Source organism: Thalassomonas sp. RHCl1 (assembly GCF_947387555.1).
Lineage (GTDB): Bacteria > Pseudomonadota > Gammaproteobacteria > Enterobacterales > Alteromonadaceae > Thalassomonas.
The window spans coordinates 522,428-546,110 of the sequence record NZ_CANDNZ010000003.1 but is presented as its reverse complement, the minus strand read 5'-3'; the positions used below and the strand labels follow the sequence as shown (position 1 = coordinate 546,110).

Below are 23,683 nucleotides of genomic sequence, written 5' to 3'. Positions count from 1 at the left end.
AACAGGGATTTGAATAAAAAGCGCAAAGGAATGCGGCTTTGCAGAGCGTTTTAATCTGGTATGACTTTTGCTCCGTTAGTGATGACTAAGACAATAACAGATAAAAAGGCCGGAACAGGCCATGGACAAGCGAAAGAGGAAGGCAGGGATGATAGCAACAGCAGATAAATTTTCGGGCAAGGGTAAATTCATATTTTGTTCCTTGTCTGCGCCGGAGTAAATGTTTGTCCGGTGCCAACATCGACGCTTGATCGCCTTGTTGGTCAAGCCAGTAAATTAAATAATGTGTTACACACAAGAATTAAAAATAACCAAAGGAAGTTAGAGATGGATTCCATTATTAAACTTAGCCAGCTCAGTAAAGTGTTTGAAACCGAAGAGTTGCAAACGCATGCATTAAAAGACATCAACCTGACCATCAATAAAGGTGATTATGTTTCTATCTCGGGTCCATCCGGTTGTGGTAAATCTACCTTACTCTCTATCCTGGGATTATTGGATATGCCGACGTCAGGACAATATTTTGTTGAAGGACGAGATGTTTCCCAACTGAGCCTGGATGAGGCGGCCGAGGTCAGAAATGAGAAAATTGGCTTTATATTTCAATCATTTAACTTGATAGATGAATTATCCGTATTTGATAATGTTGCCCTGCCGCTGCGCTACCACAGGGAAAAGCAAAGCGATGAGGCGATGAAAGAACGCGTGACCTGGTGTTTAGAGCAAGTGGGTATGACCCACCGTGCCAGCCACAAACCAAACCAACTTTCCGGTGGTCAGCAACAAAGGGTCGCCATTGCCCGTGCCCTGGTAGCTGATCCTGCTTTACTACTGGTGGATGAGCCTACCGGTAACCTGGACTCCAAAAGCGGCGACATGGTCATGGATGTGCTGGAGCGTTTGAATAAAAACGGCACCACCTTATGTATGGTTACCCATGATCCCCGCTATGCGGACATGGCTCGCACCCAGTTAAAACTGTCCGACGGTGTTATTTTTAATCCGGCTAACATGACACAGCAAAAGGTAGCGGTATGAGCACAGTACTTTATCAATACAAGCAGGCCTGGGCCGGCTTAAAAAAGACCCCGGGGTTTATTTTAAGTGTTGTTATCAGTATGGGGCTAACCTTAGGCGCACTGTTGTGTGTGTTGACGTTGGCGAATGTGTTGTTAAATGATCCGCTGCCGTATCCGGAGCAGGAAAGCTTATATAAAATTGACCAGTCGCTGATCAATGACAGCGGCGAGGAATGGGCGAAAGCCTATAATTACCCGGGCATGATGCACCTGTATAAAAAACAGGAAGCGTTCAGCGAGATAGGCTTGCTCTATTATGACTATAATATTGTCAGCTCGCTGGCGACCCAGCCAAATGTGAATACCACCTTTGTCACCCCGGGATGGGCGGACTTGTTCCAGGGCGAACTGGTGATGGGACGGCACTTTAGCGACAGTGAAGAAGTGAACACCCATAATCCTGTGGCAATATTGAGCTATCAAATGTGGCAGCAGGAATTTCAGGGGGCCGAAGATGTGCTCAGCAAAAGCCTGATCATCAATGATGTCAGTTTCCGTATCGTTGGCGTATTGGCACAATCCTTTGTTGAACCTGAAATTTATAATGTCGGTTATAAAACCCAGGTTTGGCTGCCATGGGACTTTAACCCCACCCCGGAGCGCGCGTTCCAGGCCTGGAATCGGGTACAGGAACCTATGCTGGTGGTCGGCAAGTTAAAACCCGGCCTGGTTGCTTCCCAGGTTGAGCAATCATTAACGACTATGATGGATGATACCTGGCAGCAGGCGGTTGTCGGCGATGAGTACTTTAACGGCTGGCGCATTGATATGTCGGTGCAGTCTTTAAAAAGTACGATCTTAGGGGATACCGAACGTACCATCTTATTATTAATTGCCGGTGTTGTCGGGCTGTTATTGATCGCTATTGCCAACATCAGTAACCTGTTTATGGCACGTACGGTGCAAAAACAGCGGGACCTGGCCATTTGTGCCTCTGTCGGGGCGAAAAAGCGCCATTTGTTTAACATGTTGTTTGCCGAAAGCAGCCTGCTGTTGTCGATGGCGTTATTGCTGGCGCTGCTGGTGGCACATACCGGTTTTGATATTATGCAAAGCCATTTAAGCGATGTTTTGCCGCGGGTGAACGAACTGAGCATCAACGGTTTTACCTTAGTGTCTGCGGTGATCTTAACCTTGCTTTGTGCCCTGGGCTTTACCGCCTTAAGTAACAATATGCTTAACTACAGAGCCCTTAATCTAGTGCTGCGCAGCAGCGGTAAAGGCACCAGCTTCCAGGTGGCCAAGTCAATCCGTCAGCTGCTTATTGTCAGTCAGGTGGCGATTGCCAGCTGTCTGGTTTTTGCCAACTTTAACCTGATTGAGCAGGCTTACTCTGTGATCAGCGCCCCTTATGGCTTTACCATGGAAAACCGCGTTTATGTCAGTGTGATGACCACCGGCACTAAAGCCGATAGCGAAGAAAAGTCTGTGGTGATGAGCCAGTTTGCCCAGCAGCTTGAACAATTGCCGCAGGTGCGCGGAGTCAGCCGCTCTGTCAGCCCGTTAAGAAATATGGGGAGCCGGGCGATCACTATGGAGGCTTCGAAACAGAAGATCACGCCTGAGCTGAAATATATTGATGATAAATATTTAAGCATGGTTGAGCAGCCGCTCTTGTACGGTAATACCTTTAGCCGGGAAGATATCCTGGATAATACCCCCGTGGTGCTGGTCAATGCCTCGTTTGCGAAAAGAGTATCAACAGATCTCCAGCAAGTGGTCGGTCAAACCCTGAGTTTTGGCGACGGCACTATCTATACCGTGATCGGTGTAGTGGCGGACACTATTATGCCGGGTACGACTGAGCCTAAGGTGCAACTGTTCAAGCATACCTCGATCAGAGGCGGCAGCTTTTTAATCGAGTTAGCCCCAGATTATGAGCTTAGCCGTGAACAGGCGGCGCAAATACTGCGCGGTATCAGCAGCCAGTACTCTTTATTTGAAATGAAGCCGTTAATGCAAACCCGTATGCGCATGCTCTTTAGCCAGTTCACTATGGCGATCACCAGTGCGTCACTGGCGTTAGTGACCTTCCTGCTGGCGAGCATCGGCCTTTATGGTATTTTAAGCTACACCACGCAATTACGCCGCTTTGAGTTGGGCACACGTATGGCGTTGGGGGCGAAACGCTTTGCCATTGTTGGCCTGGTGATCGGTGAAAATACTATGACAGTGGTGCTGGGCTTTATCGCTTCGGTGATCATACTCTTTAGCTTGTATATAGGTTTCTCGGCTGATCTAAATGCTTATATCGGCGATCAACTGATCCTTATCAGCGTGATAACCTTGTCTTTAATCACCTGGATCTGTCTGTTTGCCTGTTATTGGCCGGTCAGGGCCTATATCAATCGCCCGGTGATCAATACCCTGAGGGAGTGATCTCCGGCATAAGCCCAAGTGAGAGCCAGCAGGCTTTCACTTGCGCCCAGGCACGATAATAAAGCGCACGATAAAAAGATTGTAATAAAAAAGTGTAATAAAAAGAGTGCCATACCTAAGGGCGCACATCAGCAACCGGGCCGGATGCTTGTCATCCGGCCCGGCTCTGATACCCCATTGATTTATTAAGGCACAAAGCCGCAGCATGGCGCTGCTGTTGAACAAGCAAAGCAGTCAGGTTTTGTTTGCGCCCTTAATTTGATGTAAAAAGTAACAAGAACATGGATACAGATAATGAAAAAGTTTTATGAAACCCCGGTATTTGAGCCAGGCCAGGATGCAGAAAGCGAGCAATATTTACAAGTTTTTGAAGCCGGCAATTTTGACCTTGGCAAAATCAAAGCGGCGATAGAACAAAATCAGCTGGTTTTGGTCCGCGGCATGCCTTTTGAGCACGCCGGTGATTTATTCGGACAGCTGGTGGATCATTATGATTTAAGAGACTCCTACGATATTCAAATGCAGCTGGTGGCGCATATGATGGAAGACAGGGAGGCGGTTGATGATGTTGCCGTGACCGTTAACGAGCGGGGGCCGTTTCAGATGATCCAGTCTCATGCCGAAGGGGACAGCAGCTCGCCACTGGACTTATTTGGCCTGCATTGCCGGAAAAATGCCGTTGCAGGTGGCGAGAATATCCTTAGCCTGGTGGATCAAAATGCCGACCATTCGTTACTTAAGGCAAAAGAAAAAGCTATTGTCGGACGAAACCTTACCCCCGACAATATCAATGATTTGCGCGCCGAACATCTCGATGCCAAAGATGTTTTGGAAACATGCGATGGTGCGGTTCGGGTATTAAAAGAAACCGGCGCCGGTAAAGTGGTGGTCAGGACAGTGCCCCTGAGGCAGGAGAAATCTGCGATATCCGGGCAAGATCTGTATAGCCACTGGGATAATGTGACGGTTCACGATCATGCGTTTCACCAGCATCAGCATGAGCTGCTGCGCCACCTGGGTATACTCAATGAGGCCAAAGGTGAGCATTATGAAGGTTATATGCATGTGGAGGGGGATTCTGACTGGGCTCCGGCAGATACCCGAAGCGGTACGCCCGAGCAGATTGCTAACTTATATAGCTGCCATATTCTTTATAAAATGCAGGCGGATGACTTTTTGCTCTTTAATAACAAGGCCTGGTCGCATGCGGTGAATAACTGGGCGCCGGAAGAAGTCAGAAAGTTAACCGCCATGTACGCATAATAGCGCCCTCCGGCTTTTTGGCTCTTAGTTGACGGGAGTTTGGCCGGGTTTGTGCGCAGCTGAGCCTGTGTATTCAGGCTCGTTTATCAGGTTTGGTTTATTAGAAATGACAGCGGATAACATCTTCGTTATGCTCTGTTTATTCCGGGGCAAGTTGCCCCTATGTAAGGAGTCCGGAACTTGGACAAAGTTGATACCATTATCATAGGTGCCGGGGCTGTCGGTTTGGCAACGGCGGCGCAATTAAGCAAATATCAGGAAAATGTTTTAATCATTGATAAAAATGCTACTTTTGGCGAAGAAACCAGCAGCCGCAACAGTGAAGTGATCCATGCCGGCATTTATTATCCGCAAAACAGCTATAAGGCTAAATTGTGTGTTGCCGGTAAAGAAGCCTTATATGACTATTGCCGGCAACGCCATATTCCGTTTTATCCTTTGGGTAAACTGATTGTGGCGCAAAATGCCGATGAGGAAGCCTATTTACAGCAACTGTCAGATAATGCCAGTGCCAATGGCGTAAATGATCTTAGCTGGCAAAGCCGTAAAGCGCTGGCACAGCATTCCCCGGAATTATCGGCATCGGCGGCTTTATTGTCGCCGTCGACCGGCATTTTGGATGTACACGCCTATATGCAAAGTTTATTGGCTGAAGCGGAGCAAAATGGTGCTTTCTTTGTTGCCAGAACCCGGATGTTGTCGGCACAGCCAAACGAAAACGGCTTTGTCGTGACCCTGGACAGCCTGGGGGAAATTACCCGCTTGCAGTGCCGTTATTTAATTAACAGTGCCGGCTTACATAGTGAACAGGTGGCCCGAAAAATTGATGGTTTGTCCGGGCATCATATTCCGCCATTGCATTGGTGCCGGGGACATTATTTTTCTTATAGCGGCAAAAGTCCGTTTCAGCAGCTGATTTATCCGGTGCCGGAAGTCAATACCGTAGGCTTGGGGATCCATGCCACTTTGGATATGGGCGGGCAGTTAAAATTTGGTCCGGACAGCCAGTATATCGATGATCTTGATTACCAGGTGGATCCGCAGTTAAAAGAAAAATTTTGCCGGGCGATCAAACGTTATTTTCCCAAGCTGGATCCGGACAGGCTGCAACCGGCTTATAGCGGTATCCGCCCCAAATTACAGGGGCCGGGAGAGTCTTTTAAAGATTTTGTACTGCAGGATGAAAGCACGCATGATTTGCCGGGTTTGATCCAGTTATTCGGTATTGAATCCCCGGGTATTACTGCCAGTCTGGCTATCGCCTCACAGATCAGGGAGAAACTGGCCTTAGGCTGATATTATCTGGGAGGAGAAAGCAAAACGGCTCACCAAAGGTGAGCCGTTTGTCAAGTACGCTGCTATCGGCAGGTTAATACATGTTTATGCCGTGATAGCGCTTGAATCCAGTTGGTTTTCTTCGCTTTTATACTCAGCCAATTCATTCAAAAAATGTTTTTGGATCTCGGTAAAGTTGATATGGATACCGTCCTGTATGTCCGTATGACCCAGGTTGTAGCCTTTCTCAAACGCCCACTTTATGATCTCAACATCGTAAATTTTTTCCATAAGTCCATACACCTATTTTTTATTTGTTTTATCTTAAAGACCGTATGTGCATTTTGTCATAGTCAGCTTTTTGCGAAACTGTGAAAAATGACAGGTTTGGGCTTAAGGATCGTTTTTAGGATCGTTTTGATCCGGTTTTTTTCTTCAAATACTTGAGGTAATCACGATTAGATGCATTTTATGATATTTTTCTTACACTCATATCTGTTATAATTTTCGGCAAATTGCCCGGGTTGAAAAAAGTTGCGAAGGTTAAATAAAGAATGAATGTGTCTAAATCTGATCAGTTGATCCTCAGTAGTTTAAATAACCAAGAGAAATTACATGTAGAGTCATTCGATTATCAAACGGTATTTTTAAGTTCGGTCAAACCGGATCCCACCAACGCACGGTTTTTCCCCTGTATCTTTATTGATGACGGTCATGCCGAGTTGTTTACCAACCGTAAATTGTCGAAAAAAGAACTGGTTAATATCTATGAGGCTGAAGGGCATGTTTTAATCGGAAAATCTTGTCTGATCAACTGTTTAAAGCACGGTAGCAGCGACTGGACCAAAGCGAACCACACCATAGAATCTATTATGGAGCTGGGCAACAATATTTCGGTTTCCGAAATTATCCAGGTGCCGACCATTTATCCGCTGGAAAACGGGCAATATCAAATACTAACCGGGCACAGGCGCTTTTTTGCTTTGGTTTATTCCAAAGGTTATGGTTCAAATTCGCAATTTAAAATTTATGAAAGCAAACCACTGCTGACTAAAGTGAAGCAATTTCAAGAAAATGCCAGCAGGGAAGATTTGCCGCAATATGGTAAATTGTTGGCTTTTTTAAGTGCGCTTACTGAAATCGATATGGTCAATACCGCCCGGTTAAAAACCGGACAGAAAAAACTTACTATTAAAGAGACGGCGGCAAACCTTGGCATCTCTATGGGGGCTTTTGATAATTATAATGTCTTAACCCGCTATCCTTGTGTTGTTGATGCTTATGAGTCCGGGTTGAGCGCGTCTTTTGTCAAGGCGAAAAAAGTGGTGTTGACGGCAGAAGCCGAATATAAAGCCAAACACAATAAAACTGTGCTTAACGTCACCGATAAAAGAGAGATCAGCGAAGAAATCGAGTCGCGTTTGCTGGGCAAGAAGTCACAAAAAACAGGTGGTAAAAAATTAAGGTTTAAACCGATCGCCTCGCCGGCAACCGTAAAAACCTTGCTGACTTCAAATATCACCGAATTAGCAACCGGCATTGACTGGCAAAATGTTGACTGGCATGACCATAAGGCGGTCACGAATGTGATGGCTACCGTGATAGAGTTTCTCGAAAGCAGCGAAGGATAAATATCTGCTATTCCAGTTCGGGGCTGAGCCTGAAACTGACTCCGGATACGGCAAAAGCAATTAAAAAGGTGGCTGATATGGCATCAGCCGCTTGCTGTTTTTCCGGGGCCAGGGCCAGAGGAGAGAAGAACAAGTCTTAACTTTGGTTATTAAAGAAACAAACGGTGCGATTAATCGGACTATTTAGCAGAAGCTGTTGAAAGCCCGGCATAAAAAGAGGTATAGTGAATAAAATCAAATATTGGCTTCTTGCTGATAAGAAGCAGATCTCTACTTTATCTTTCGTTAAGTGTTTCTCTCCATTGAGCGGAAATATCATCTTAAGCTGATAAAAGCTATGGACTGGCAGGCTAACCGGTTTCTCCGGTTATTAGGCAAACTTGGAGCAGGAGATTATCAGGGAAGATGTGAATTTAGATTATCAAATTAACACCATAAGGGGTTAACAAATTGTCATACCAAGGGGTATACCAACTTAATGAAGCTACAGGACAGTTGGCTCTGTTAAGTTTTGCGGCAGTTGAGCTGCCGTCTTTGAACATGTTAAGGAAAGAAATGCTAAGGATTTGCTATAAAAAGTTCCTCGCTTCATGCAAAGAAAATTTGTATGGATTACTGATTAACGGTGATGAGGCGAGAATTGAGTTTTTTGCATTAATGAAACTCTGTCATGATAAAATCAGTTGTGCGAAAACCGGTAACCAGTTGTTTACGGCGATTATGTTGCCGAACCTGTTATTGCAAAAGCCCGGTTATAAGCTGCATATATTAGATAAATTTAATGCGGTGCATTTCGCTTTTTCTGAGTTTATTCAAGTGACCATAGGACAGAAAACCTTTTGGCACGCTGATAAAGTTGAAAAAAGGCATGAATTGCTGGAGCAAAATAGTTTGCGAAGAACAAAAATATTGGATGCTGTCACTGACGTTATTGAACTTATGCCGTGGGAAAGCCGCCTGGCGGTAGAGCAAAAGTACCGGGATTATTTAGAAATTGATCAACTGGACTCTCTGGAGCGAAAGTTATCCTTGATTTTACGCCCCTGATCCGGGCTTAAGCAAACTTGGTGTGATACCGCTTAGCGTTGCCGTAAGAGCGAATATCTCATGCATGAGACTGACTGAAATTTATAGGGGAGCCTGGTTGTTAAACCCTAATGCTCCTCCCTGATATTGGGCAATAGCCCGGCTCCAAAGAGCCGGGGTTTTCCTGTTGCTATCAAGATGAGTTATGGCAACAGTTCAATTCTCAGCGGATCCATGCTGGGGTTGCAATCCCACTTGCCGTTGCGTTCGCCGCCAAGCAGGTCATTGTCCCATTCCAGGCCACAGACACTATTGCCTACTTCGGCGGTAATGGTGCTGTTGTTGACATCGCCGTTAAGGTTTAAGATCAGGAGATCGCCTGCCGTATTTTGATCAAATTTGGCATTGCGCTCGCCGCCGATAAGGTCGGCGTCCCACTCCAATGCACCTTTGCCGTTTTGGGCCACCAAGGTTGCGAAAACTTGTTTATTGCCGTTGGTTAATTGCCGGACATTGGTTACTTTCAAAATCATCGGATCTGCCCGGCCGGCGCAGTCCCATTTGGCATTGCGCTCGTTGAAAATTAAATCCGCATCCCATTCCAAACCGCAGACAGTGCCCTTGGCATTGGCGGTGATCAACACATTATATTCCTGGTTGGCGACCAGCTCTGAAGCCGAGCTTAAATAAACCGGCAGGTCGTTGTTGATAATACGCTTGATTTCCAGGCCGGTTCCCTGATTATAGATAGTGCGGATTTCATCCAGGGTTAATGCCCGGCGCCATATCGCCATATCATCGAGATCCGCTTTTAAGTTATAGCGGTAGCTGCCGGTGCCGTCCTGGCCGATATTCCAGTTAAGTGACGAGGTTAAATCGCCGACATCCTGGATACCGCCGGCAATGATATGCAATCTGCCCTGCGGACTCCCCGCGTATAAGGTGGCGACCCCGTCCCGGTCAAAGCTTGCCGCCAGCAACCACCAGCCGTTAAAGGTATAATCGATGGGATCTATGTCTTTACGATCGCCGGAGTCGGAGGCTAGGTTGATGCCGACATCGTCGCCATTGCCTTCATTGGCGAGCAAGAGGGTGCCGCGGTTGGCGCCGCTGTTCCAGTTTTTATTGCCGATGATCACGGGATCGCCGAATTGATCGCCGCTGACCCGGTACCAGGTTAACAGGGTAAAGTCGGTGTCATAGTCAAAATCCAGCGCCCGGGGTTTGCCCAGGGTTAAATATTCATCACTGCCGTTAATGGCGAGGTGTTGGCCGAACTTGCCGTCGCCGCTTACTGCCGGGCTGCCGCCGCCGACTGTAGCGTGTAACTCTTGTCCCGAATGATCCCGGTAATCCCCTTCAAAAGGCAGGTAGGTAATCAGGTCTTGTTGTAATAACGTGGGCGCCTGGGCCAAGGTTTGGCTGCCCCTGACTTTACCGTCGATATGCCCAGGAACGGCAACACCCATATGAGACAGGGCGGTGGGGGCGGCGTCATAGTTATGGGGAATGTCGGCTAAATAGCCCTGACCGACGGCTTTGGATGCCACTAAAAAAGGAATGGTATAGTTATCTGCCGCATGAATACCATGGGAGGAGCCGCGTCCGCCGTGATCTGAGGTGATGACGATTTGCCAGTGCTCGTCGGTAAAACCTGGCCTGTTTTTTATGGCCGATAGCAGCTGGCCGATTTGTCCGTCAACCGAGGTGATTTCATCGGTATAACCCTGATCATCTGCAGTAAAGCAGCAACTGTGACCGGCATGGTCGACATCATCGAGAAATAAAAAAATGGCATCCGGGCTGCTGCCCAAAGGCCAGTTTGTGTCGGAATAGCTGCCGTTAAGCATGTTGACGGCATTTTTGATATTGCCGGCATCGTCCGAGTCGATTTTAACATCGGCGCTGTTGGTGATTTGCATATCCGTGCCCCAGGTCACCAGGTAGGCGGTATTAAGGGACGGGTCGTGGTTTTCAATCAGAGTTTGATAATGGGGATAATCACCGTAACGGCCACTACCGACATCAGAGTTACCGGTGACGCCGCTTTTTGTTGAGGTGACGCCGGTCATGATGCCAACATGGTTGGGGCCGCTATTGGGGGCGGCATCTGACATGGTTTGGGCATAATGGGCGAAAGCTCCCCGGTAGCCGCTTGCCCAGGTACCCTTGATTAATTTATCGATATTCGGGGTGGCGGCATTCTCAATACCATCGCCGCGTAAGCCGTCAATGGCGATGACTAAAGAATGTTGACCGGCTAAAGCCGATGCCGAGGTTAGCAGCATATAGGCCCCTAAGCCAAGGCCGGTATTAGCCGTGCTTTTGAGCCGCTTTTTCATCTTTTGGCTGAAGGTTCCATCTGCTCGCGTTTGTTTGGTTTTCGTTTTCACTTTATTGCCTCATGCTGGATTAAGTAAATGTTTTATTTGGTCTAGACCAATATGAATTTACGTGAACTTAATGACGACCATATGATGATTTAATGAACAATGGCATCTGTGCCTTAAAGATTGTCTTTAAGTTATTGCTTTGTCTTTATTTCTACGGACAAGCAAAGTGCTTGCTGGGAACAGGTGATGCCGTAAAAGGAAGCGGACCAGCCAGCAACAGGCGAATATGACAATTTGATGAAGACTGCGGTGCGGGTATTTAAAGATAGCATCACTTTGAACATAATTGGTCTATACCAATTTTAAGGAAAGATCATGCAACATTATTTATTATTAACCCCGGGACCGTTAACGACATCTGATACCGTCAAGCAGGCCATGCTTAAAGACTGGTGTACCTGGGATGACGACTATAACCTTGAGGTGGTACAAAAAATCCGCCAAAACTTGCTAACCCTTGCCGTTTCAGCAAATACGCCGGATGAAAGCAATCGCTACACTAGCGTATTGATGCAGGGCAGCGGCACCGCCAGTGTCGAAGCCGTGATCGGCAGTGCAATAGGCAAGCAGGATAAGCTGTTGGTGATCAACAATGGCGCTTATGGCGAGCGTATCGCCGAAATTGCCCGATACCTGGAGATTAAACACCAGGTGATCACTTTCGGTGAAACGCAATTGCCGGATATGGCGGTGATTGAAGATGTCCTGGCAACAGATCCGGCGATAACGCATGTTGCCATGGTGCATTGTGAAACCACCACCGGCATGCTGAACCCGCTTGAGACGACGGCGAAGTTATGCCAAAAATATCACAAGGTGTTTATTCTCGATGCCATGTCGAGTTTTGGCGGTATTGAATTTGATCTTGCTGCCCTTGATATCGGTTTTATGATCAGCTCCGCCAATAAATGTATTCAGGGGGTGCCGGGCTTTGGTTTTGTGATCGCCAAAACCGAGCTGCTTCAGCAGTGCCGGGGCCAGGCGCGCTCATTAAGTTTAGACTTATACGCCCAATGGCATACCATGGAAAGCGCCAACGGTAAATGGCGCTTTACTTCACCGACCCATGTGGTCAGGGCATTCGCTCAGGCATTAACCGAACTTGAGCTTGAAGGGGGGATAAGCGCGCGGGCGGGGCGCTACCGGAAAAATCAGCAGTTATTGGTGGCCGGGATGCGTGAGTTAGGATTTACGCCTTTATTAAATGATAAGTTGCACTCGCCGATTATTACCTCGTTTTATTCGCCGGACAGTAATAATTATCAGTTTTCGGAGTTTTACCGGCGGTTAAAAACCAAGGGTTTTGTCATTTATCCGGGTAAAGTTTCAGATGCCGATTGTTTCCGTATCGGTAATATCGGCGAAATATATCCCGGTGATATTGAACGTTTACTTGCTGCCATTGCCCAGGCTAAGTATTGGTAGCATGAGTCTAAAAAGTTAATAAATGTCTGCTTAACCTGAGTAAAAGAGCCTGATAAGGGAAAACTTAGCAGGCCTGCTGATATTTAAGTTTTTGTTAGTTTTTAAGTTTTCTTCTTGCCAGGCGCATAAGGGCCAAAGCAGAAATAAACAGCAATAATACCGGCGGTTCAGGCACCAGGGCACCGCCGCCATTTATCGAAATACGTTCGACAACAAAGCCGGATTGCTCCCCCTGGTTGTGATTAAATGAAAATGCGCTGAATAAACCGGAATAATTAAAAATACCTGCGCCGTTATTGATGGTGGAGATAATGGTGTTGTTTTCGAACCTGGTGCCGTTGACATTGGTATGATTGATATTCACCGGGTTGCTGTCTGCGGTAAAGTTGAACATGGTTTCAACCGGAAGCGGCCCGGTACTGCTAAAGGCAGTAAAGGCAATTTCAATAGATTGGATCACTTCTGAAAAGGAGAAAGTATAGCTGGCAGAGCTGTGATCTTCTCCGAGCCAAAGTCCTTGATACTGCCCTGCATTAATAAAGTCGATGTCTCCCCCGACAGTTGTGGTGGTAAGGGTGATGCCACCGACGGTAACCGGATTGCCGGAAATTAAATCAGCACCGGTAAAGGTGATAACACTTGCCCTTGCGTTTAAAGAGAGCAGTACCAGGGTTGTAAGTAAAATACTTTTATAAAATTTTATCAATACATCTTTCATTGTTTTATTCTTCCTTGTTATTTTTTATTAAAAATTTCGAAAGCACCTGAATGTCAGGCAGGTTCGGGAGGCAGAATAGGAAAAGTGACTTCGAAAGTCGATATAAAAATAACGGCAAAAGATGTTTTTTAAACACTAAAACGAATAGGTCAAAAATCGGCTGCTAGTGGTTGTCTACTTAATACGCTATTGATAGAGTTTCAGACAAACCCCTTATTTTTCAGCTTGTTTAATATCTGCTGACAGTTATCTGTTACCAGATCTCTTAATAGTCTGACCTTAGGGGTGATGGATTGTTTACTCGGACAAATCAGCCACAGCTCTGTTGGTGTTGGCCGGTATTGCGGCATCAGTGAGACCACCTTTTGTGTCAGCAAATCTTCGGACATATCGATGGCCGACTTGAGTGCGAGTCCTTTACCGGCCACACACCATCGCCTGACCAGATCGCCGTCATTGGCCACCCGGTTTCCTGTTATTTTGGCGCTATAAATATGCTTGTCGCGGGTAAACTTCCAGGTATCGTGGACAATGCCGCTCAATTGATAAAACAGTCCGTTGTGGGCTGGTAATTCCCTGGGGTGTTCGGGAGCTGAGTGGGCGCTTACATATGACGGCGATGCACATAACACCCGGGGCACTTCACAAATTTTAAAACCGTACAGGTTTGAGTCGGTAGGGGAGCCGTATCTGAGGGCGACATCGACGCTGTCCCGGTAAAAGTCCAGGGTATGGTCATTTAAAATCAACTTAAGGGTTAACTGCGGATGTTGTTCGGCTAATTTATCAAGCCAGGGCATGATGAAATTTCGTCCCAGATCTGATGAAGTGGTTAAGCGTAATTCACCATTTATTTCATCCTGATCGGACAGTAAATTTTGTTGTGCGTTGTTAAGTATTTCCAGGGCATGAATGCATTGGGGCAGGTATCTTTCTCCCATCACCGACAGCCGCAATTGCCGGGTGGAGCGTATAAACAGTTCAAAGCCCAGTTGTTTTTCAACCCTTTTTATTGCCGCACTTGCCCTGGCAACCTGCATGTCTAAATTTGTTGCCGCGGCGGTAATACTGCCTAGCTCTGCGGTTTTAATAATAATTTCCAGGTCTGAGAGCAGCATTATTGTCAAATCTTCTTTGAGAGTGTGATGTTCATTATCATGTTATTTAATTAAAGAAGAAAGCCCGAACTTCTGTTTTATGAGCAGCCGCCAGCCTTAATCAACGGCTGGCGATAAGGTTAGCCGGTTAATGCCTTTGCTTTATTGTCAAAAAATATTTGAAAGTAATTCAAGGATTGACCTGTTTATAACAGGGTTAACTATCACTATGATATGCACAGTCAAGATAAACAACTGATTTAAGGAATCCCCCATGACGACATTAACGATAGTGGCAAACATCATAGCCAAAGCGGACAAAATCGAGCTGGTAAAGACGGAGCTGTTAAAACTTATCGATATTACCCGAACTGAAGCGGGTTGCATTAACTACGATTTGCATCAGGATAACGAAAATCCTGCACATTTTATGTTTTATGAGAACTGGCAGACACGTGAACTTTGGCAGCAACATATGAATAACCAACACCTGGCTGATTATATGGCGGCCACCGAAGGCGCCGTTGAAAGCTTTACTTTAAATGAAATGACAAAAATTGCCTGAGTACCTGCTAAATAAAGAGATTAACCGGTATTTACCGGTGAGATGCATCCGCTTTTGCAAATAAGCTGAGCGCTGTCCTTGATTATCGGCTTTACCGTAACCATTTACAGCCTAATAAGATAATGTTGCAAAGCACTAATGGCAGTCAAATGCATAGCTAAAAATGACTGCCCTGGCTGTATATATGGCTTATAGCGCCATACCAAGTAAATGAATGGAGAATAAAATGACACACCCGATTATTGCCGATCTGGAAAAACGTTATACGACGAAAAAGTATGATCCGTCAAAACGCGTATCCCAGGAAGATTTAGAGGTAATTTATGAAGCGATCAGGCTTTCTGCATCCTCCATTAACTCTCAGCCGTGGAAATTCATCGTCATTGAAAGCGATGAAGCCAAGCAGCGGATGCATGATACTTTTGCCAATAAATTCCAGTTTAACCAGCCCCATATTAAAGCCGGTTCTCATGTGATTTTGTTTGCCCATAACCCAAAATATACCCGCGAAGATTATGCCAAGGTGGTTGATAAAGGCATTGCGGATAAGCGCATTAAAGCCGAAGATCGCGAGCAGGCGTTTGGCGGTTTTGCCTTTGCCGACTTAAATACCGATGAAGCCGGTAGTAATGCAGCCTGGACCAAGTCTCAGACTTATCTGGCGCTGGGTAATACCCTGCATGTGCTGGCGCGCCTTGGTATCGACTCAACGACCATGGAAGGGGTTGACAGTGAAATGATCGGCGAGATTTTTGCGAAAGAACTCGACGGTTATCAATGTGAGGTGGCGTTAGTTATCGGTTATCACCACACTGAAGAAGATTATAACGCGCCGCTGCCTAAGTCCCGTTTAGCCCGGGAGCAGGTGCTTCAGGTTTTATAATTTGCCCTCGTTGCTATGATGAAAGATGAGCTTAGATCTGATAAAACATGGATTAGATCTAAGCGCATTCATATCAAGGTTGCCATATAGGCGCAGGTGACTTGTGCCTGCGCTTGCCTCTACCAGGAATAGACTCACTTCAATAAATGATAGTCTTTCAAACGAAACCATTTACGTGAAAAAATAAAATTGACCACAGACTCAGGCGACAGACTGGTGACCTCACCCGTCATATTTTTTCTATAAAATGCGCTGCAGTTACTCCTTTGCCAAACCGTTAATTTCATGGTGTTTTTCATTTTTGTCACGTATTCACTTTGAATATGGCTTCTGACATCAATGGCCTTGATGTTGTTATCCCGTTTTACCGCACAAATCGCTTTAATGGTGTAGTTCACCATTGCCTCCATATAACACAGCTGTGAACTGTGGCCCGTGCCCGTGTTGGGGCCGTTTACTTTAAAATAGTTGGGGTAGCCAGAAACTGTGATGCCCTTATACGAGACCGCCTCATTTTCCCACTCACTGTTCAGGTGACGGCCACCACTGCCGTATACATCAAAGGTGAGCGCCTTTTTCATATCTGAGTAGGCAAAAAAACCGGTCGCATAAACGATAATGTCCAAGGGGATATCCTGACCGTCTTTTGTTCGGATCCCCGTAGGCGTGATGCTTTCTATGCCGCTGATATCCACATCAACGTTATCCCGGGAAAGTGCCGGCAGGTAGCGGTTTGACGGGATGACTCGTCTGCCGCCCAATTCATAGTCGGGCATCATGTGCTGGCGCAGTTTTTCATCATCGATATATTTTTCGAGATTTTTTCTTAGTGTTCGCGCATAAAGGTACTTAATGAAGCCGGTAATTTTTGAGGTGAACGGATAGCGGCGAAATGCAGCAAAGCGTATCTCGTGATAACTAAATATCATTAAACGTTTGAGGTGGCGTATGCCCGGCAAGTTGCTAATAAAACGCTCTGCTGAGCTGTAAGTTCGGTCTGAGCGCGGAATGATCCACTGCGCCTTGCCCATAAACACGGTGAGCTTATCTACCTGGTCTGCAATGGCCGGCACTACCTGGGCCGCCGAGCAGCCGGAGCCAATAATACCAACACGCTTTCCTTGATAGGGAACACTGTGATCCCACTGCGCGGTATGGAATTTTTTCCCTTGAAATGACTCAGCCCCGTTGATGTCTGGTGTTTTCGGATTTGCCAGTACGCCGCTGGTATCTATGATGAAACGGGCGTTATAGTGCTCGCCTGACTTTGTTTCCACATGCCATAAACACTCGCTGTCGTTATAGGTGAGCTTAGTGACGGATTGATTGGTTTTTGTGTGTTTTCTGATATTAAATTTATCAATAATGTAGTTGGTATATTCGAGCAATTCGCTTTGCGGGGAATATCTTTTTTTAAATTTATAGGGAATAAAGGAAATAGAATACAAACCGGTTGGAATGTCTACCTCGGCTCCCGGGTACGAGTTGTCCCGCCAGGTGCCGCCTATATCAGCACCTCGCTCTAACAGGACAAAATCATGATTGTTTTTTTTCTGCAAACCTATCGCTGCGAGCAAACCTGAAAAGCCTGTGCCGATAATGACGGTTTCAAAATACTGCGCATCTTTTTTCATAAATTACTTCCTCTCGCTTTCCCGGGATTTATATCTTCTATCCAATCAACAGCCTGTAGCCGTTATGCCTAAAGCAGGCGAAAACCAATTAAAAATGAGGTTGTCTCTTGGAAAGATAGAAACAGTTTAAATTCACTTCATTGGTTTGTAGTTTAGGAGGGGAAACTTAAGAGAAGCTTAAGTTTGCCTGATGATAGTTTAAGGTGCAGTAATGTTGTTGGTATCAGCTGTATAAGGCTTGTGGCTGATACCTGGATCGGGAGTGCTTGCATGAGCTAAGGCAAGTCATTAGGCGTGGACTTCCAATTATTCAGCCATTTTTTACCTTCTGAAAAATACAGGTAACTTATCTTGATATGGTGGATACCGAAGAGTGGTGGGTACAATAGTACTCATTTTTATCGTGACAGGTACTATAGTACTCATTATAATAAAATCCGAAATAATGATTTGCTCCGGCCTTTAACCAATAAACAGTTACTAGTGAGCTTACTAAGAGCCAGTGAAAAGCCAATACCAAATTTAAGTAAAGCTTTTTATAACCGTTGTATTGACCGGTTCTGGATTTATGTCTGTATTTGTCGGATTTAATTGAGAAAATAATTATAGAGGGAATTTATATGTTTGATATTATGGGTGAGGATTTGCGTTGTATACGCCTGAGTGTAGATAAAACTACCAGGGAAATGGCAAAAAAAGCAGGAGTCAGCCGTGTTACCTATGAAAACTGGGAAACCGGTGTTGGCGAGCCAAGGATGAATCAATTTCTCGATATCAGTCATGCTTGTTCGTTGAATATGGCTCCCTTGTTTGAGCAAATCTCGACACTTAGAGATCAATTTAATGAAAGGGACGAAAATGAAACACTTCGAAAAGTTCGTAAACGCGCCTCAAGCAGGCTCAAAACTTGATAGCTCAATTAACTTCACTGCAAACATGCTGGCGGGTATTTCCGGCGGCGTAGGCAGTAGCGGTGATACAGGACCTAGACCACAGGCCGCCACCTCGTTGGCGGATGACAACAACGAAACTTTATTATCGGCCACCAGCAACTAAAGCTGATTCAACCGTAAGCAGGATCACTACCTGCTTAAACAAGCTTTGCCAGAGTAATTTTACTTGCTGCATGCTTGTCCGGAGAAAAATAGCTGCTAGCGCCGCTGGTCCGATAGTCGAATAAATCCAAATTCAAAATAAGGATAATTATGAAGACTCAAGCTGTTTTTTTCCGGGGACTATTTTACCCGCAACAAGATCCACAACAATACCAGTCTGCGCACTTATACCAGCAACTTTGCCCGCCGGGGAAACAAGTTGTAAGTCCCGCTCAGGGAGGGAGTTTGCTATGAGTGCTGTAAAAACGGAAGGTATATTCAAACTGGCATTGATCATTGCCATCGTCACTTTTGCTATTGTCAGTAGAAACACTTTGTTGATCACCACTGTGTTCAGTGTAAGCATATTCGCGATAATGTTTATTAACCGTGACGATATCAATATCGTGCATTTATGTGCCGGTTTCATCATTATAAAGGTCATCGAAAGAGCCATTTTTATCTTTGCTATTGAACCCGGTTTCAGTGAGGTTTATACCGATGAAACTAGAAGTGCCCTCTGGCTAAATGCAACGATATTTACCACTCATTTTATCATCGACTTGGCTCTATTTTATATGGTATTGCTTAGAGCTCCTTTTACCCGTGCCAGGCTGAACGCTAAAAATAAACCCATCGATAAGGTGCGTCTATACAAGGCCGAAGTTGCCTTTGCCAGCCTGTTTTCAGTATTTATGTTTGTTGATTTATTGGCACTGGTTGAGAACTTTATCCGTCACCTGGATGAAATCGGTTTCAGTATGGAAGTCGCTCAAATTTTTTCTGGCTGGAACTGGGTTTATTACGGCTATCTGGATATGAAAAGTATGCTTACCGGCTGTGCCTTTATGTTGCTATGGTCTATGTCTACGGAACTTTCCCGTGAGCAATACCATCGTCAATTTGAGTTAAACGCTTAACGAGCTTTATTGCGTGATATCATCGCTGCTGTTGTCGCAGTTGCTCTTGCAAATATGAATAAAAAGCTAGCCGGATTTCAGCATCACGAAATCCGGCAAACAATGCCAAGATTTCTTATAAATCAATACTTTATGATTCAATAATAATGAACTTAAACCTGGGGTGGAAATAAGCCGCAGTCAGGTAAAAAATCGTGCTTATTTTTCATAATAAACCAACGGTAACTGTCGATTTATCCAGCATTTTGTACTATAGATAAAGGACGAAATAACAACCAGAGGAGATACGCCAAAAGCGCTTGATGACCTAACAAATAAACGAAATGAGCGCTGCCCCTGAGTGCGACCACACCCAGAAGCAGCTAACCACAACCGATAACAAGGGTATCCATTATGGCTAAAGTTAATGATAAGCCAGAGTTTTTCTCGGTTAAAGTTTTTTTAACAACTAAAGCTGACAGCATAGCCTGCCGCCAGTGGTTAAAAGTTCGCAGCAATAACCACCACCCCATACACTCCCGCCGTTATACCCGGCAAGTAAAGGCAGCAAATAACTCACTTGCCATGGTAAAAAGAGGGCAGTGTTATGTCTGACTCAACAGCCAAACCCGAAACAAAAGCCACTAAAAAAGGCACGCCGGCCGAAAATGTGGACGCAGAAGCTGCCGAAGAAAGGGACACTGCAAAACAGCTCAAAACCGACATGTTACTGCTGTGCGATCAATTCTCCCAATTCAGCGAAGAATGCGCCTTTATTTGCGACGCCTTCGCCGCAATAGTCAGGGAGCCGGAAGCTCTGGACGAAGCCACCATTGCTGGTTTCAGCCATTACAGCATTTGGCTCAAAGATCAGGTAGCAGGCTTTAAACACAAAATACACAAGGTTCATCAGGGCTTGAACCAATAACCATGACTGCTCCCGGAGATGGATTACCTGGGGCAGTGCTATCTTGAAAACTGAGCATTTGTTAACCCCGGGCACTTGCCAGTTATTTATAGACATAGTTCTCTCTGTACAGCTTTATGCTTTGCTATTCTAAGGAGCCCTTTATAAGTCATGCCCTGGCAGCTTTCATTTACTTTGCTTAGTTTTAGCATAGGAGGGTTTCAAGATTATCTGCTAGTTCGGTGAATTCATTTATTCGATCTTTGAAAAATAACTCTCCATTTTCAATTTTCATTTCAAAAACCTAAATTCCGCGAAAATATAAATATAGAGGAATAAAATGTGTATTAAAACTTCAAGATTATTTATAACTCTTTACAGGTAAGTTCAGGTGAATTCCGTACTGATGCTTGCGCTTTTTCAGGCTGCGGAAGATCAGTGAAGTGTCCTCAATCAGTACCCGAAGATAAACCAGGTCCAACGCCTCCCGGGGCAGCAGCCGGTATAATGCACACCATACGCTTGACCGGCGACTCGTCATTTGCCGCTTTTAAGAACCTGTCCCGCTCTGGAGCAGTCAGATATAGGCGCACGCCGGTCGGGCTGAATAGCCGCATTTCCGGGCTGTTTTCTTCAGAACTCATAATTGAAACACTTCTCTAGGGAAGTGTTTCAATTTTAGTCAGGGATCGGGTTATTTGGTAAGATTGGCGCCGGTAACCGGTTGATCTTCTGCGCCGAGGTGAAATACTCGGGGGGATTCTGTACCATCAATTTTCAGATCTAATTTTTAATGTAAAAATATCAACTTGATACATCTTGATTAATATTCTCCTACTCTGTCAAAATACTTAATTCTATTGATACCTTGACAGGGCTGGTGATGACAGGACAACTTCAACAGGACGTAATTAATTTAGATACATTATTGAATGCAAACGAACAGAAACTAACAACTCTATTAGCTTCAAAACAGCATTTATCAATTTGCCATCACGATGATATATATTCATACGTCATTATTAACAAGCCAGAGGACTTCTCTTTACATATTAAAGCCATGACCTTACATGAGTCTAAACAACGCCAATCAAAGGCACTTGTTATCGAACCATATAATATTCGTGCCATCGTCAATATAGAGATCAATGTTAATATAGAAATTGAAAACTGGTTAAATAATTGTAGCGGTACCATCTTTTTAAGAAAGGTTCATTTAAATAGATATGAGAACAATCAATATCTCTATTTTACAAACTGCCACTTTAGGGAATGGGTTTCTTTTGGCAATTCACAGGTCAAACAACCACAACGTCTGCACTTAGAGTCCTGCACATTCCAAAACCTTCTTAACATAGTTTCTACATTTGAGTTTATCGATATTTCCAGAACTGTAATTAAGGGGCAAGGACTAATGCTTCAAAATATTACTGGAGGCCAATTAGCAATTCGAGATTCAGATATAACCATCAATATTCAAAACAGTGAACTTAAAAAATTCATTATTAGTAAATGTAAGATTGAAAACTTGTTTGTTTTTCGCACATTTATCGATAGAGCATTTGATATTTCGCACGCTACTCTTAAAAAGAATGGATACTTAAAAATAGACGAATTACTACATAGTGGTTCTGGACGCATTGACTTTGAGGATATTAAAGGGCGGGTTCAACTATCTGAAGTAAACTTATCCAACACAACAGTAAATATCGCCACGATGACCGAAAGAAATTATGAGCCATTTTATGTCAAACAGGGGAATTCTGTAGATTATAGCAGCACATTAATGAATTTTAATATTCTTCATACCTGGGCAAAAAATTGCGAAGAAAAGAAATACTCTCTGGACATTGAGTTTATTATTGGCAAGCTTTCAAGACAAAGAGCGCAGAATGAAAATGATAAAAAGTCAGGCGTCGCAAAGTGGTTCAACAAATTAATTCGCTATCCTCTCCACTGGGTTATTTATGAGAAAGCTTTAGGATACTTTTGTAAATGGCAGAATATTTTATTCACTATCTTGTCTACTATTACTATTTTTGCGGTTATTTATCTGTTTAGCTTTAAAGATACGACACCTGTTAAAAGCCTTTATTTTAGTTTAATAACATTTACTACTGTAGGATATGGAGATATATCTCCAGAAAAAGATAATTCCCTACTAATGTTAACAGCAGGTATAGAAGGGTTATTAGGCGTTATACTCATTTCATTTCTGACAGTTACAATTGTTAGGCGATATGTAAAGTAGTTCGGGAGCATAAACCGAATCTATGCTTGCCAAGTTTATCATGGTAGCTGTACTTTCATCAGTATGAGGCTGATATTCATTATTGTACTCCGGTGTGTCTATATAACGGCTTATGGCATGAAGTAATTGTTAGTGAATATTGTTACTAACGTCCATTGTGCATACTTTCGAATATCACAGTTCTTAGTGGATTTATCTCTTAGACCAACAGCCTGAACACTCTGCGGGAAAGTGTTTCAAGGGCCGCGGCCCGGTTAACTGAGCTGGCCGCTCCCAGGCTTACCTGCCAGGTGTGCCCGGCTTTCAACTATTCTTTGTTGTGCCTTGGCGTTACGAAACTGCTGCATATGATGTAGGCTACCAGATTCATCCTCTAAGTCGCCCAGCTGGGCTTTATATTCCGCAATACAGACATCTATCTCTGCCACGCTTCGGCATGTCTGGCAGCGCCGAAAAATGATCTGTAACTCGTCTGATATAGCCATAAAGGCTTTGCTATAAAGCTTCATTTCCCTTCCATTGGTTCAGCTTGCGCCTGTATTTTTATATTTTTCAGCGATAATGGTTTATTGTTGTCGACAATACTGATCCGCTCGTTTTTCTTAAATCCCTTCTTTGAGGTAAGCATTTCATAGCCTGCCGCTGCTAGAGCTTCAGTGAACTGCCCCAGAGTAAACTTAGGCTCAAGCCCTTGGTTCTTCCAATATCTCATTTTTTGATCCGCATTTTTTCTGAGTTTTTCAAAATAGACAGATCGGCCGCCAACCTGTATGGATAAATTATCTAGTGTTACCGGGGCGTTGTTATCTTTGAGGGAAAAATGCTTTTTCTTGTCGGGCGGGGTGTTCTTGATTAGTTCATAGATATCATCGGCTGTGATAAGTATCTGGTTATATCTTCGGCTCAATGTTTCATGATGATATTTAGCCTGGGTTTTTAGCTTACCCTCAAGCTTATAGGCTTGGTATTCTTCAAATGAAAAGCTCCTGAGGTTATCCAAAGTAATAGGCTTGGTTCGGTCCAATACAAGCACTTTACCTGGTGGGTTTTCGAAATAAACAGAAAACAGGGGAGCAAGTACATCAGTGCTCAAGTCGCACTTAAAGCCGGTCCTGTTCCAACGTGATCGGATTTCTGATGCCCTTTTCTTAGCTTTATCCATCC

Annotated in this window: 22 protein-coding genes; 14 read left to right on the top strand and 8 right to left on the bottom strand. The window is 44.7% G+C overall.

Translation table 11 applies throughout. From position 1 onward, the window contains the following. Nucleotides 1-327 precede the first annotated feature (327 nt). The 4 genes from QL234_RS12745 to QL234_RS12730 all read left to right on the top strand — a co-directional run bounded on the left by QL234_RS12745 (nucleotide 328) and on the right by QL234_RS12730 (nucleotide 6,017). Nucleotides 328-1,038: an ABC transporter ATP-binding protein gene (locus QL234_RS12745; RefSeq protein ID WP_281558219.1), complete on the top strand. Its 711-nt coding sequence runs from the start codon at nucleotides 328-330 to the stop codon at nucleotides 1,036-1,038. Then, nucleotides 1,035-3,458: an ABC transporter permease gene (locus tag QL234_RS12740; RefSeq protein ID WP_281558218.1), complete on the top strand. Its 2,424-nt coding sequence runs from the start codon at nucleotides 1,035-1,037 to the stop codon at nucleotides 3,456-3,458. Before QL234_RS12745 ends, QL234_RS12740 begins: the two co-directional genes overlap by 4 nt. Before the next feature lie 294 nt (nucleotides 3,459-3,752). Continuing rightward, nucleotides 3,753-4,721: a TauD/TfdA family dioxygenase gene (locus QL234_RS12735; protein ID WP_281558217.1), complete on the top strand. Its 969-nt coding sequence runs from the start codon at nucleotides 3,753-3,755 to the stop codon at nucleotides 4,719-4,721. Nucleotides 4,722-4,901: 180 nt separating this feature from the next. Next, nucleotides 4,902-6,017, top strand: coding sequence for an NAD(P)/FAD-dependent oxidoreductase (locus QL234_RS12730; RefSeq protein ID WP_281558216.1), 1,116 nt, complete (start codon nucleotides 4,902-4,904; stop codon nucleotides 6,015-6,017). A gap of 84 nt (nucleotides 6,018-6,101) precedes the next feature. Here the strand turns inward: QL234_RS12730 and QL234_RS12725 are convergent, their stop codons facing one another. Then, entirely contained in the window at nucleotides 6,102-6,287 is a 186-nt protein-coding gene (locus QL234_RS12725; RefSeq protein WP_281558215.1) for a hypothetical protein, read from the bottom strand. Nucleotides 6,288-6,550: 263 nt separating this feature from the next. Between QL234_RS12725 and QL234_RS12720 the strand changes: the two genes are divergently transcribed. After that, nucleotides 6,551-7,627 carry a hypothetical protein gene (locus QL234_RS12720; protein WP_281558214.1) on the top strand — a complete coding sequence of 359 codons (1,077 nt, stop codon included), beginning with the start codon at nucleotides 6,551-6,553 and terminating at the stop codon, nucleotides 7,625-7,627. 657 nt (nucleotides 7,628-8,284) lie between these two features. Next, nucleotides 8,285-8,674, top strand: a complete 390-nt coding sequence (locus tag QL234_RS12715) for a hypothetical protein (RefSeq protein ID WP_281558213.1) — start codon at nucleotides 8,285-8,287, stop codon at nucleotides 8,672-8,674. Between the two features lie 182 nt (nucleotides 8,675-8,856). Here QL234_RS12715 and QL234_RS12710 read toward each other — a convergent pair whose 3' ends face one another. After that, nucleotides 8,857-10,995: an alkaline phosphatase family protein gene (locus QL234_RS12710; protein WP_281558212.1), complete on the bottom strand. Its 2,139-nt coding sequence runs from the start codon at nucleotides 10,993-10,995 to the stop codon at nucleotides 8,857-8,859. Between the two features lie 363 nt (nucleotides 10,996-11,358). On the opposite strand from QL234_RS12710, the gene phnW reads away from it, so the two are divergent. Continuing rightward, nucleotides 11,359-12,471: a 2-aminoethylphosphonate--pyruvate transaminase gene (gene phnW / locus QL234_RS12705; RefSeq protein ID WP_281558243.1), complete on the top strand. Its 1,113-nt coding sequence runs from the start codon at nucleotides 11,359-11,361 to the stop codon at nucleotides 12,469-12,471. 94 nt (nucleotides 12,472-12,565) lie between these two features. Here phnW and QL234_RS12700 read toward each other — a convergent pair whose 3' ends face one another. Continuing rightward, nucleotides 12,566-13,189: a hypothetical protein gene (locus tag QL234_RS12700; protein ID WP_281558211.1), complete on the bottom strand. Its 624-nt coding sequence runs from the start codon at nucleotides 13,187-13,189 to the stop codon at nucleotides 12,566-12,568. 200 nt (nucleotides 13,190-13,389) lie between these two features. Beyond that, a complete protein-coding gene (locus QL234_RS12695; protein WP_281558210.1) occupies nucleotides 13,390-14,307 on the bottom strand; it encodes a LysR family transcriptional regulator in 918 nt (305 codons plus the stop codon). A gap of 253 nt (nucleotides 14,308-14,560) precedes the next feature. Here QL234_RS12695 and QL234_RS12690 point away from each other — a divergent pair, with 253 nt between their 5' ends. Next, nucleotides 14,561-14,851, top strand: coding sequence for a putative quinol monooxygenase (locus tag QL234_RS12690; RefSeq protein WP_281558209.1), 291 nt, complete (start codon nucleotides 14,561-14,563; stop codon nucleotides 14,849-14,851). A 226-nt stretch (nucleotides 14,852-15,077) separates the two neighbouring features. Further along, nucleotides 15,078-15,734 carry a nitroreductase family protein gene (locus QL234_RS12685; RefSeq protein ID WP_281558208.1) on the top strand — a complete coding sequence of 219 codons (657 nt, stop codon included), beginning with the start codon at nucleotides 15,078-15,080 and terminating at the stop codon, nucleotides 15,732-15,734. A 134-nt stretch (nucleotides 15,735-15,868) separates the two neighbouring features. Here the strand turns inward: QL234_RS12685 and QL234_RS12680 are convergent, their stop codons facing one another. Continuing rightward, nucleotides 15,869-17,368 (bottom strand): NAD(P)/FAD-dependent oxidoreductase, encoded by a 1,500-nt coding sequence (locus QL234_RS12680; protein WP_281558207.1) that lies wholly within the window; start codon nucleotides 17,366-17,368, stop codon nucleotides 15,869-15,871. Nucleotides 17,369-17,988: 620 nt separating this feature from the next. On the opposite strand from QL234_RS12680, the gene QL234_RS12675 reads away from it, so the two are divergent. The 4 genes from QL234_RS12675 to QL234_RS12660 all read left to right on the top strand — a co-directional run bounded on the left by QL234_RS12675 (nucleotide 17,989) and on the right by QL234_RS12660 (nucleotide 20,289). Then, nucleotides 17,989-18,279 (top strand): helix-turn-helix transcriptional regulator, encoded by a 291-nt coding sequence (locus tag QL234_RS12675; protein WP_281558206.1) that lies wholly within the window; start codon nucleotides 17,989-17,991, stop codon nucleotides 18,277-18,279. A gap of 434 nt (nucleotides 18,280-18,713) precedes the next feature. Then, entirely contained in the window at nucleotides 18,714-19,382 is a 669-nt protein-coding gene (locus tag QL234_RS12670; RefSeq protein ID WP_281558205.1) for a hypothetical protein, read from the top strand. A 393-nt stretch (nucleotides 19,383-19,775) separates the two neighbouring features. Continuing rightward, nucleotides 19,776-19,976, top strand: a complete 201-nt coding sequence (locus tag QL234_RS12665; protein WP_281558204.1) for a hypothetical protein — start codon at nucleotides 19,776-19,778, stop codon at nucleotides 19,974-19,976. Then, nucleotides 19,969-20,289: a hypothetical protein gene (locus QL234_RS12660; RefSeq protein WP_281558203.1), complete on the top strand. Its 321-nt coding sequence runs from the start codon at nucleotides 19,969-19,971 to the stop codon at nucleotides 20,287-20,289. The genes QL234_RS12665 and QL234_RS12660 overlap by 8 nt, the downstream gene beginning before the upstream one ends. A gap of 428 nt (nucleotides 20,290-20,717) precedes the next feature. Here the strand turns inward: QL234_RS12660 and QL234_RS12655 are convergent, their stop codons facing one another. After that, a complete protein-coding gene (locus tag QL234_RS12655; RefSeq protein WP_281558202.1) occupies nucleotides 20,718-20,912 on the bottom strand; it encodes a hypothetical protein in 195 nt (64 codons plus the stop codon). A 239-nt stretch (nucleotides 20,913-21,151) separates the two neighbouring features. Between QL234_RS12655 and QL234_RS12650 the strand changes: the two genes are divergently transcribed. Continuing rightward, complete coding sequence (locus tag QL234_RS12650; protein WP_281558201.1) at nucleotides 21,152-22,519, top strand: potassium channel family protein; 1,368 nt, start codon at nucleotides 21,152-21,154, stop codon at nucleotides 22,517-22,519. A gap of 254 nt (nucleotides 22,520-22,773) precedes the next feature. On the opposite strand, the gene QL234_RS12645 is transcribed toward QL234_RS12650, so the two are convergent. Both QL234_RS12645 and QL234_RS12640 read right to left on the bottom strand, forming a co-directional pair. Next, on the bottom strand, nucleotides 22,774-23,028 hold the full coding sequence (locus tag QL234_RS12645) for a hypothetical protein (RefSeq protein WP_281558200.1): 255 nt from the start codon (nucleotides 23,026-23,028) through the stop codon (nucleotides 22,774-22,776). Further along, nucleotides 23,025-23,681 carry a hypothetical protein gene (locus QL234_RS12640; RefSeq protein WP_281558199.1) on the bottom strand — a complete coding sequence of 219 codons (657 nt, stop codon included), beginning with the start codon at nucleotides 23,679-23,681 and terminating at the stop codon, nucleotides 23,025-23,027. Before QL234_RS12640 ends, QL234_RS12645 begins: the two co-directional genes overlap by 4 nt. Nucleotides 23,682-23,683 lie beyond the last annotated feature (2 nt).

What these genes read in the sequence shown, in the direction of transcription:
- QL234_RS12695 (WP_281558210.1), bottom strand. Translation starts at nt 14,307, where the DNA reads ATGCTGCTCTCAGACCTGGAAATTATTATTAAAACCGCAGAGCTAGGC.
- QL234_RS12640 (WP_281558199.1), bottom strand. Translation starts at nt 23,681, where the DNA reads ATGGATAAAGCTAAGAAAAGGGCATCAGAAATCCGATCACGTTGGAAC.
- QL234_RS12645 (WP_281558200.1), bottom strand. Translation starts at nt 23,028, where the DNA reads ATGAAGCTTTATAGCAAAGCCTTTATGGCTATATCAGACGAGTTACAG.
- QL234_RS12675 (WP_281558206.1), top strand. Translation starts at nt 17,989, where the DNA reads ATGTTTGATATTATGGGTGAGGATTTGCGTTGTATACGCCTGAGTGTA.
- QL234_RS12655 (WP_281558202.1), bottom strand. Translation starts at nt 20,912, where the DNA reads ATGAGTTCTGAAGAAAACAGCCCGGAAATGCGGCTATTCAGCCCGACC.
- QL234_RS12665 (WP_281558204.1), top strand. Translation starts at nt 19,776, where the DNA reads ATGGCTAAAGTTAATGATAAGCCAGAGTTTTTCTCGGTTAAAGTTTTT.
- QL234_RS12685 (WP_281558208.1), top strand. Translation starts at nt 15,078, where the DNA reads ATGACACACCCGATTATTGCCGATCTGGAAAAACGTTATACGACGAAA.
- QL234_RS12670 (WP_281558205.1), top strand. Translation starts at nt 18,714, where the DNA reads ATGAGTGCTGTAAAAACGGAAGGTATATTCAAACTGGCATTGATCATT.
- QL234_RS12725 (WP_281558215.1), bottom strand. Translation starts at nt 6,287, where the DNA reads ATGGAAAAAATTTACGATGTTGAGATCATAAAGTGGGCGTTTGAGAAA.
- QL234_RS12710 (WP_281558212.1), bottom strand. Translation starts at nt 10,995, where the DNA reads ATGAAAAAGCGGCTCAAAAGCACGGCTAATACCGGCCTTGGCTTAGGG.
- QL234_RS12715 (WP_281558213.1), top strand. Translation starts at nt 8,285, where the DNA reads ATGAAACTCTGTCATGATAAAATCAGTTGTGCGAAAACCGGTAACCAG.
- QL234_RS12720 (WP_281558214.1), top strand. Translation starts at nt 6,551, where the DNA reads ATGAATGTGTCTAAATCTGATCAGTTGATCCTCAGTAGTTTAAATAAC.
- QL234_RS12660 (WP_281558203.1), top strand. Translation starts at nt 19,969, where the DNA reads ATGTCTGACTCAACAGCCAAACCCGAAACAAAAGCCACTAAAAAAGGC.
- QL234_RS12745 (WP_281558219.1), top strand. Translation starts at nt 328, where the DNA reads ATGGATTCCATTATTAAACTTAGCCAGCTCAGTAAAGTGTTTGAAACC.
- QL234_RS12650 (WP_281558201.1), top strand. Translation starts at nt 21,152, where the DNA reads ATGACAGGACAACTTCAACAGGACGTAATTAATTTAGATACATTATTG.
- QL234_RS12680 (WP_281558207.1), bottom strand. Translation starts at nt 17,368, where the DNA reads ATGAAAAAAGATGCGCAGTATTTTGAAACCGTCATTATCGGCACAGGC.
- QL234_RS12700 (WP_281558211.1), bottom strand. Translation starts at nt 13,189, where the DNA reads ATGAAAGATGTATTGATAAAATTTTATAAAAGTATTTTACTTACAACC.
- QL234_RS12735 (WP_281558217.1), top strand. Translation starts at nt 3,753, where the DNA reads ATGAAAAAGTTTTATGAAACCCCGGTATTTGAGCCAGGCCAGGATGCA.
- QL234_RS12740 (WP_281558218.1), top strand. Translation starts at nt 1,035, where the DNA reads ATGAGCACAGTACTTTATCAATACAAGCAGGCCTGGGCCGGCTTAAAA.
- QL234_RS12690 (WP_281558209.1), top strand. Translation starts at nt 14,561, where the DNA reads ATGACGACATTAACGATAGTGGCAAACATCATAGCCAAAGCGGACAAA.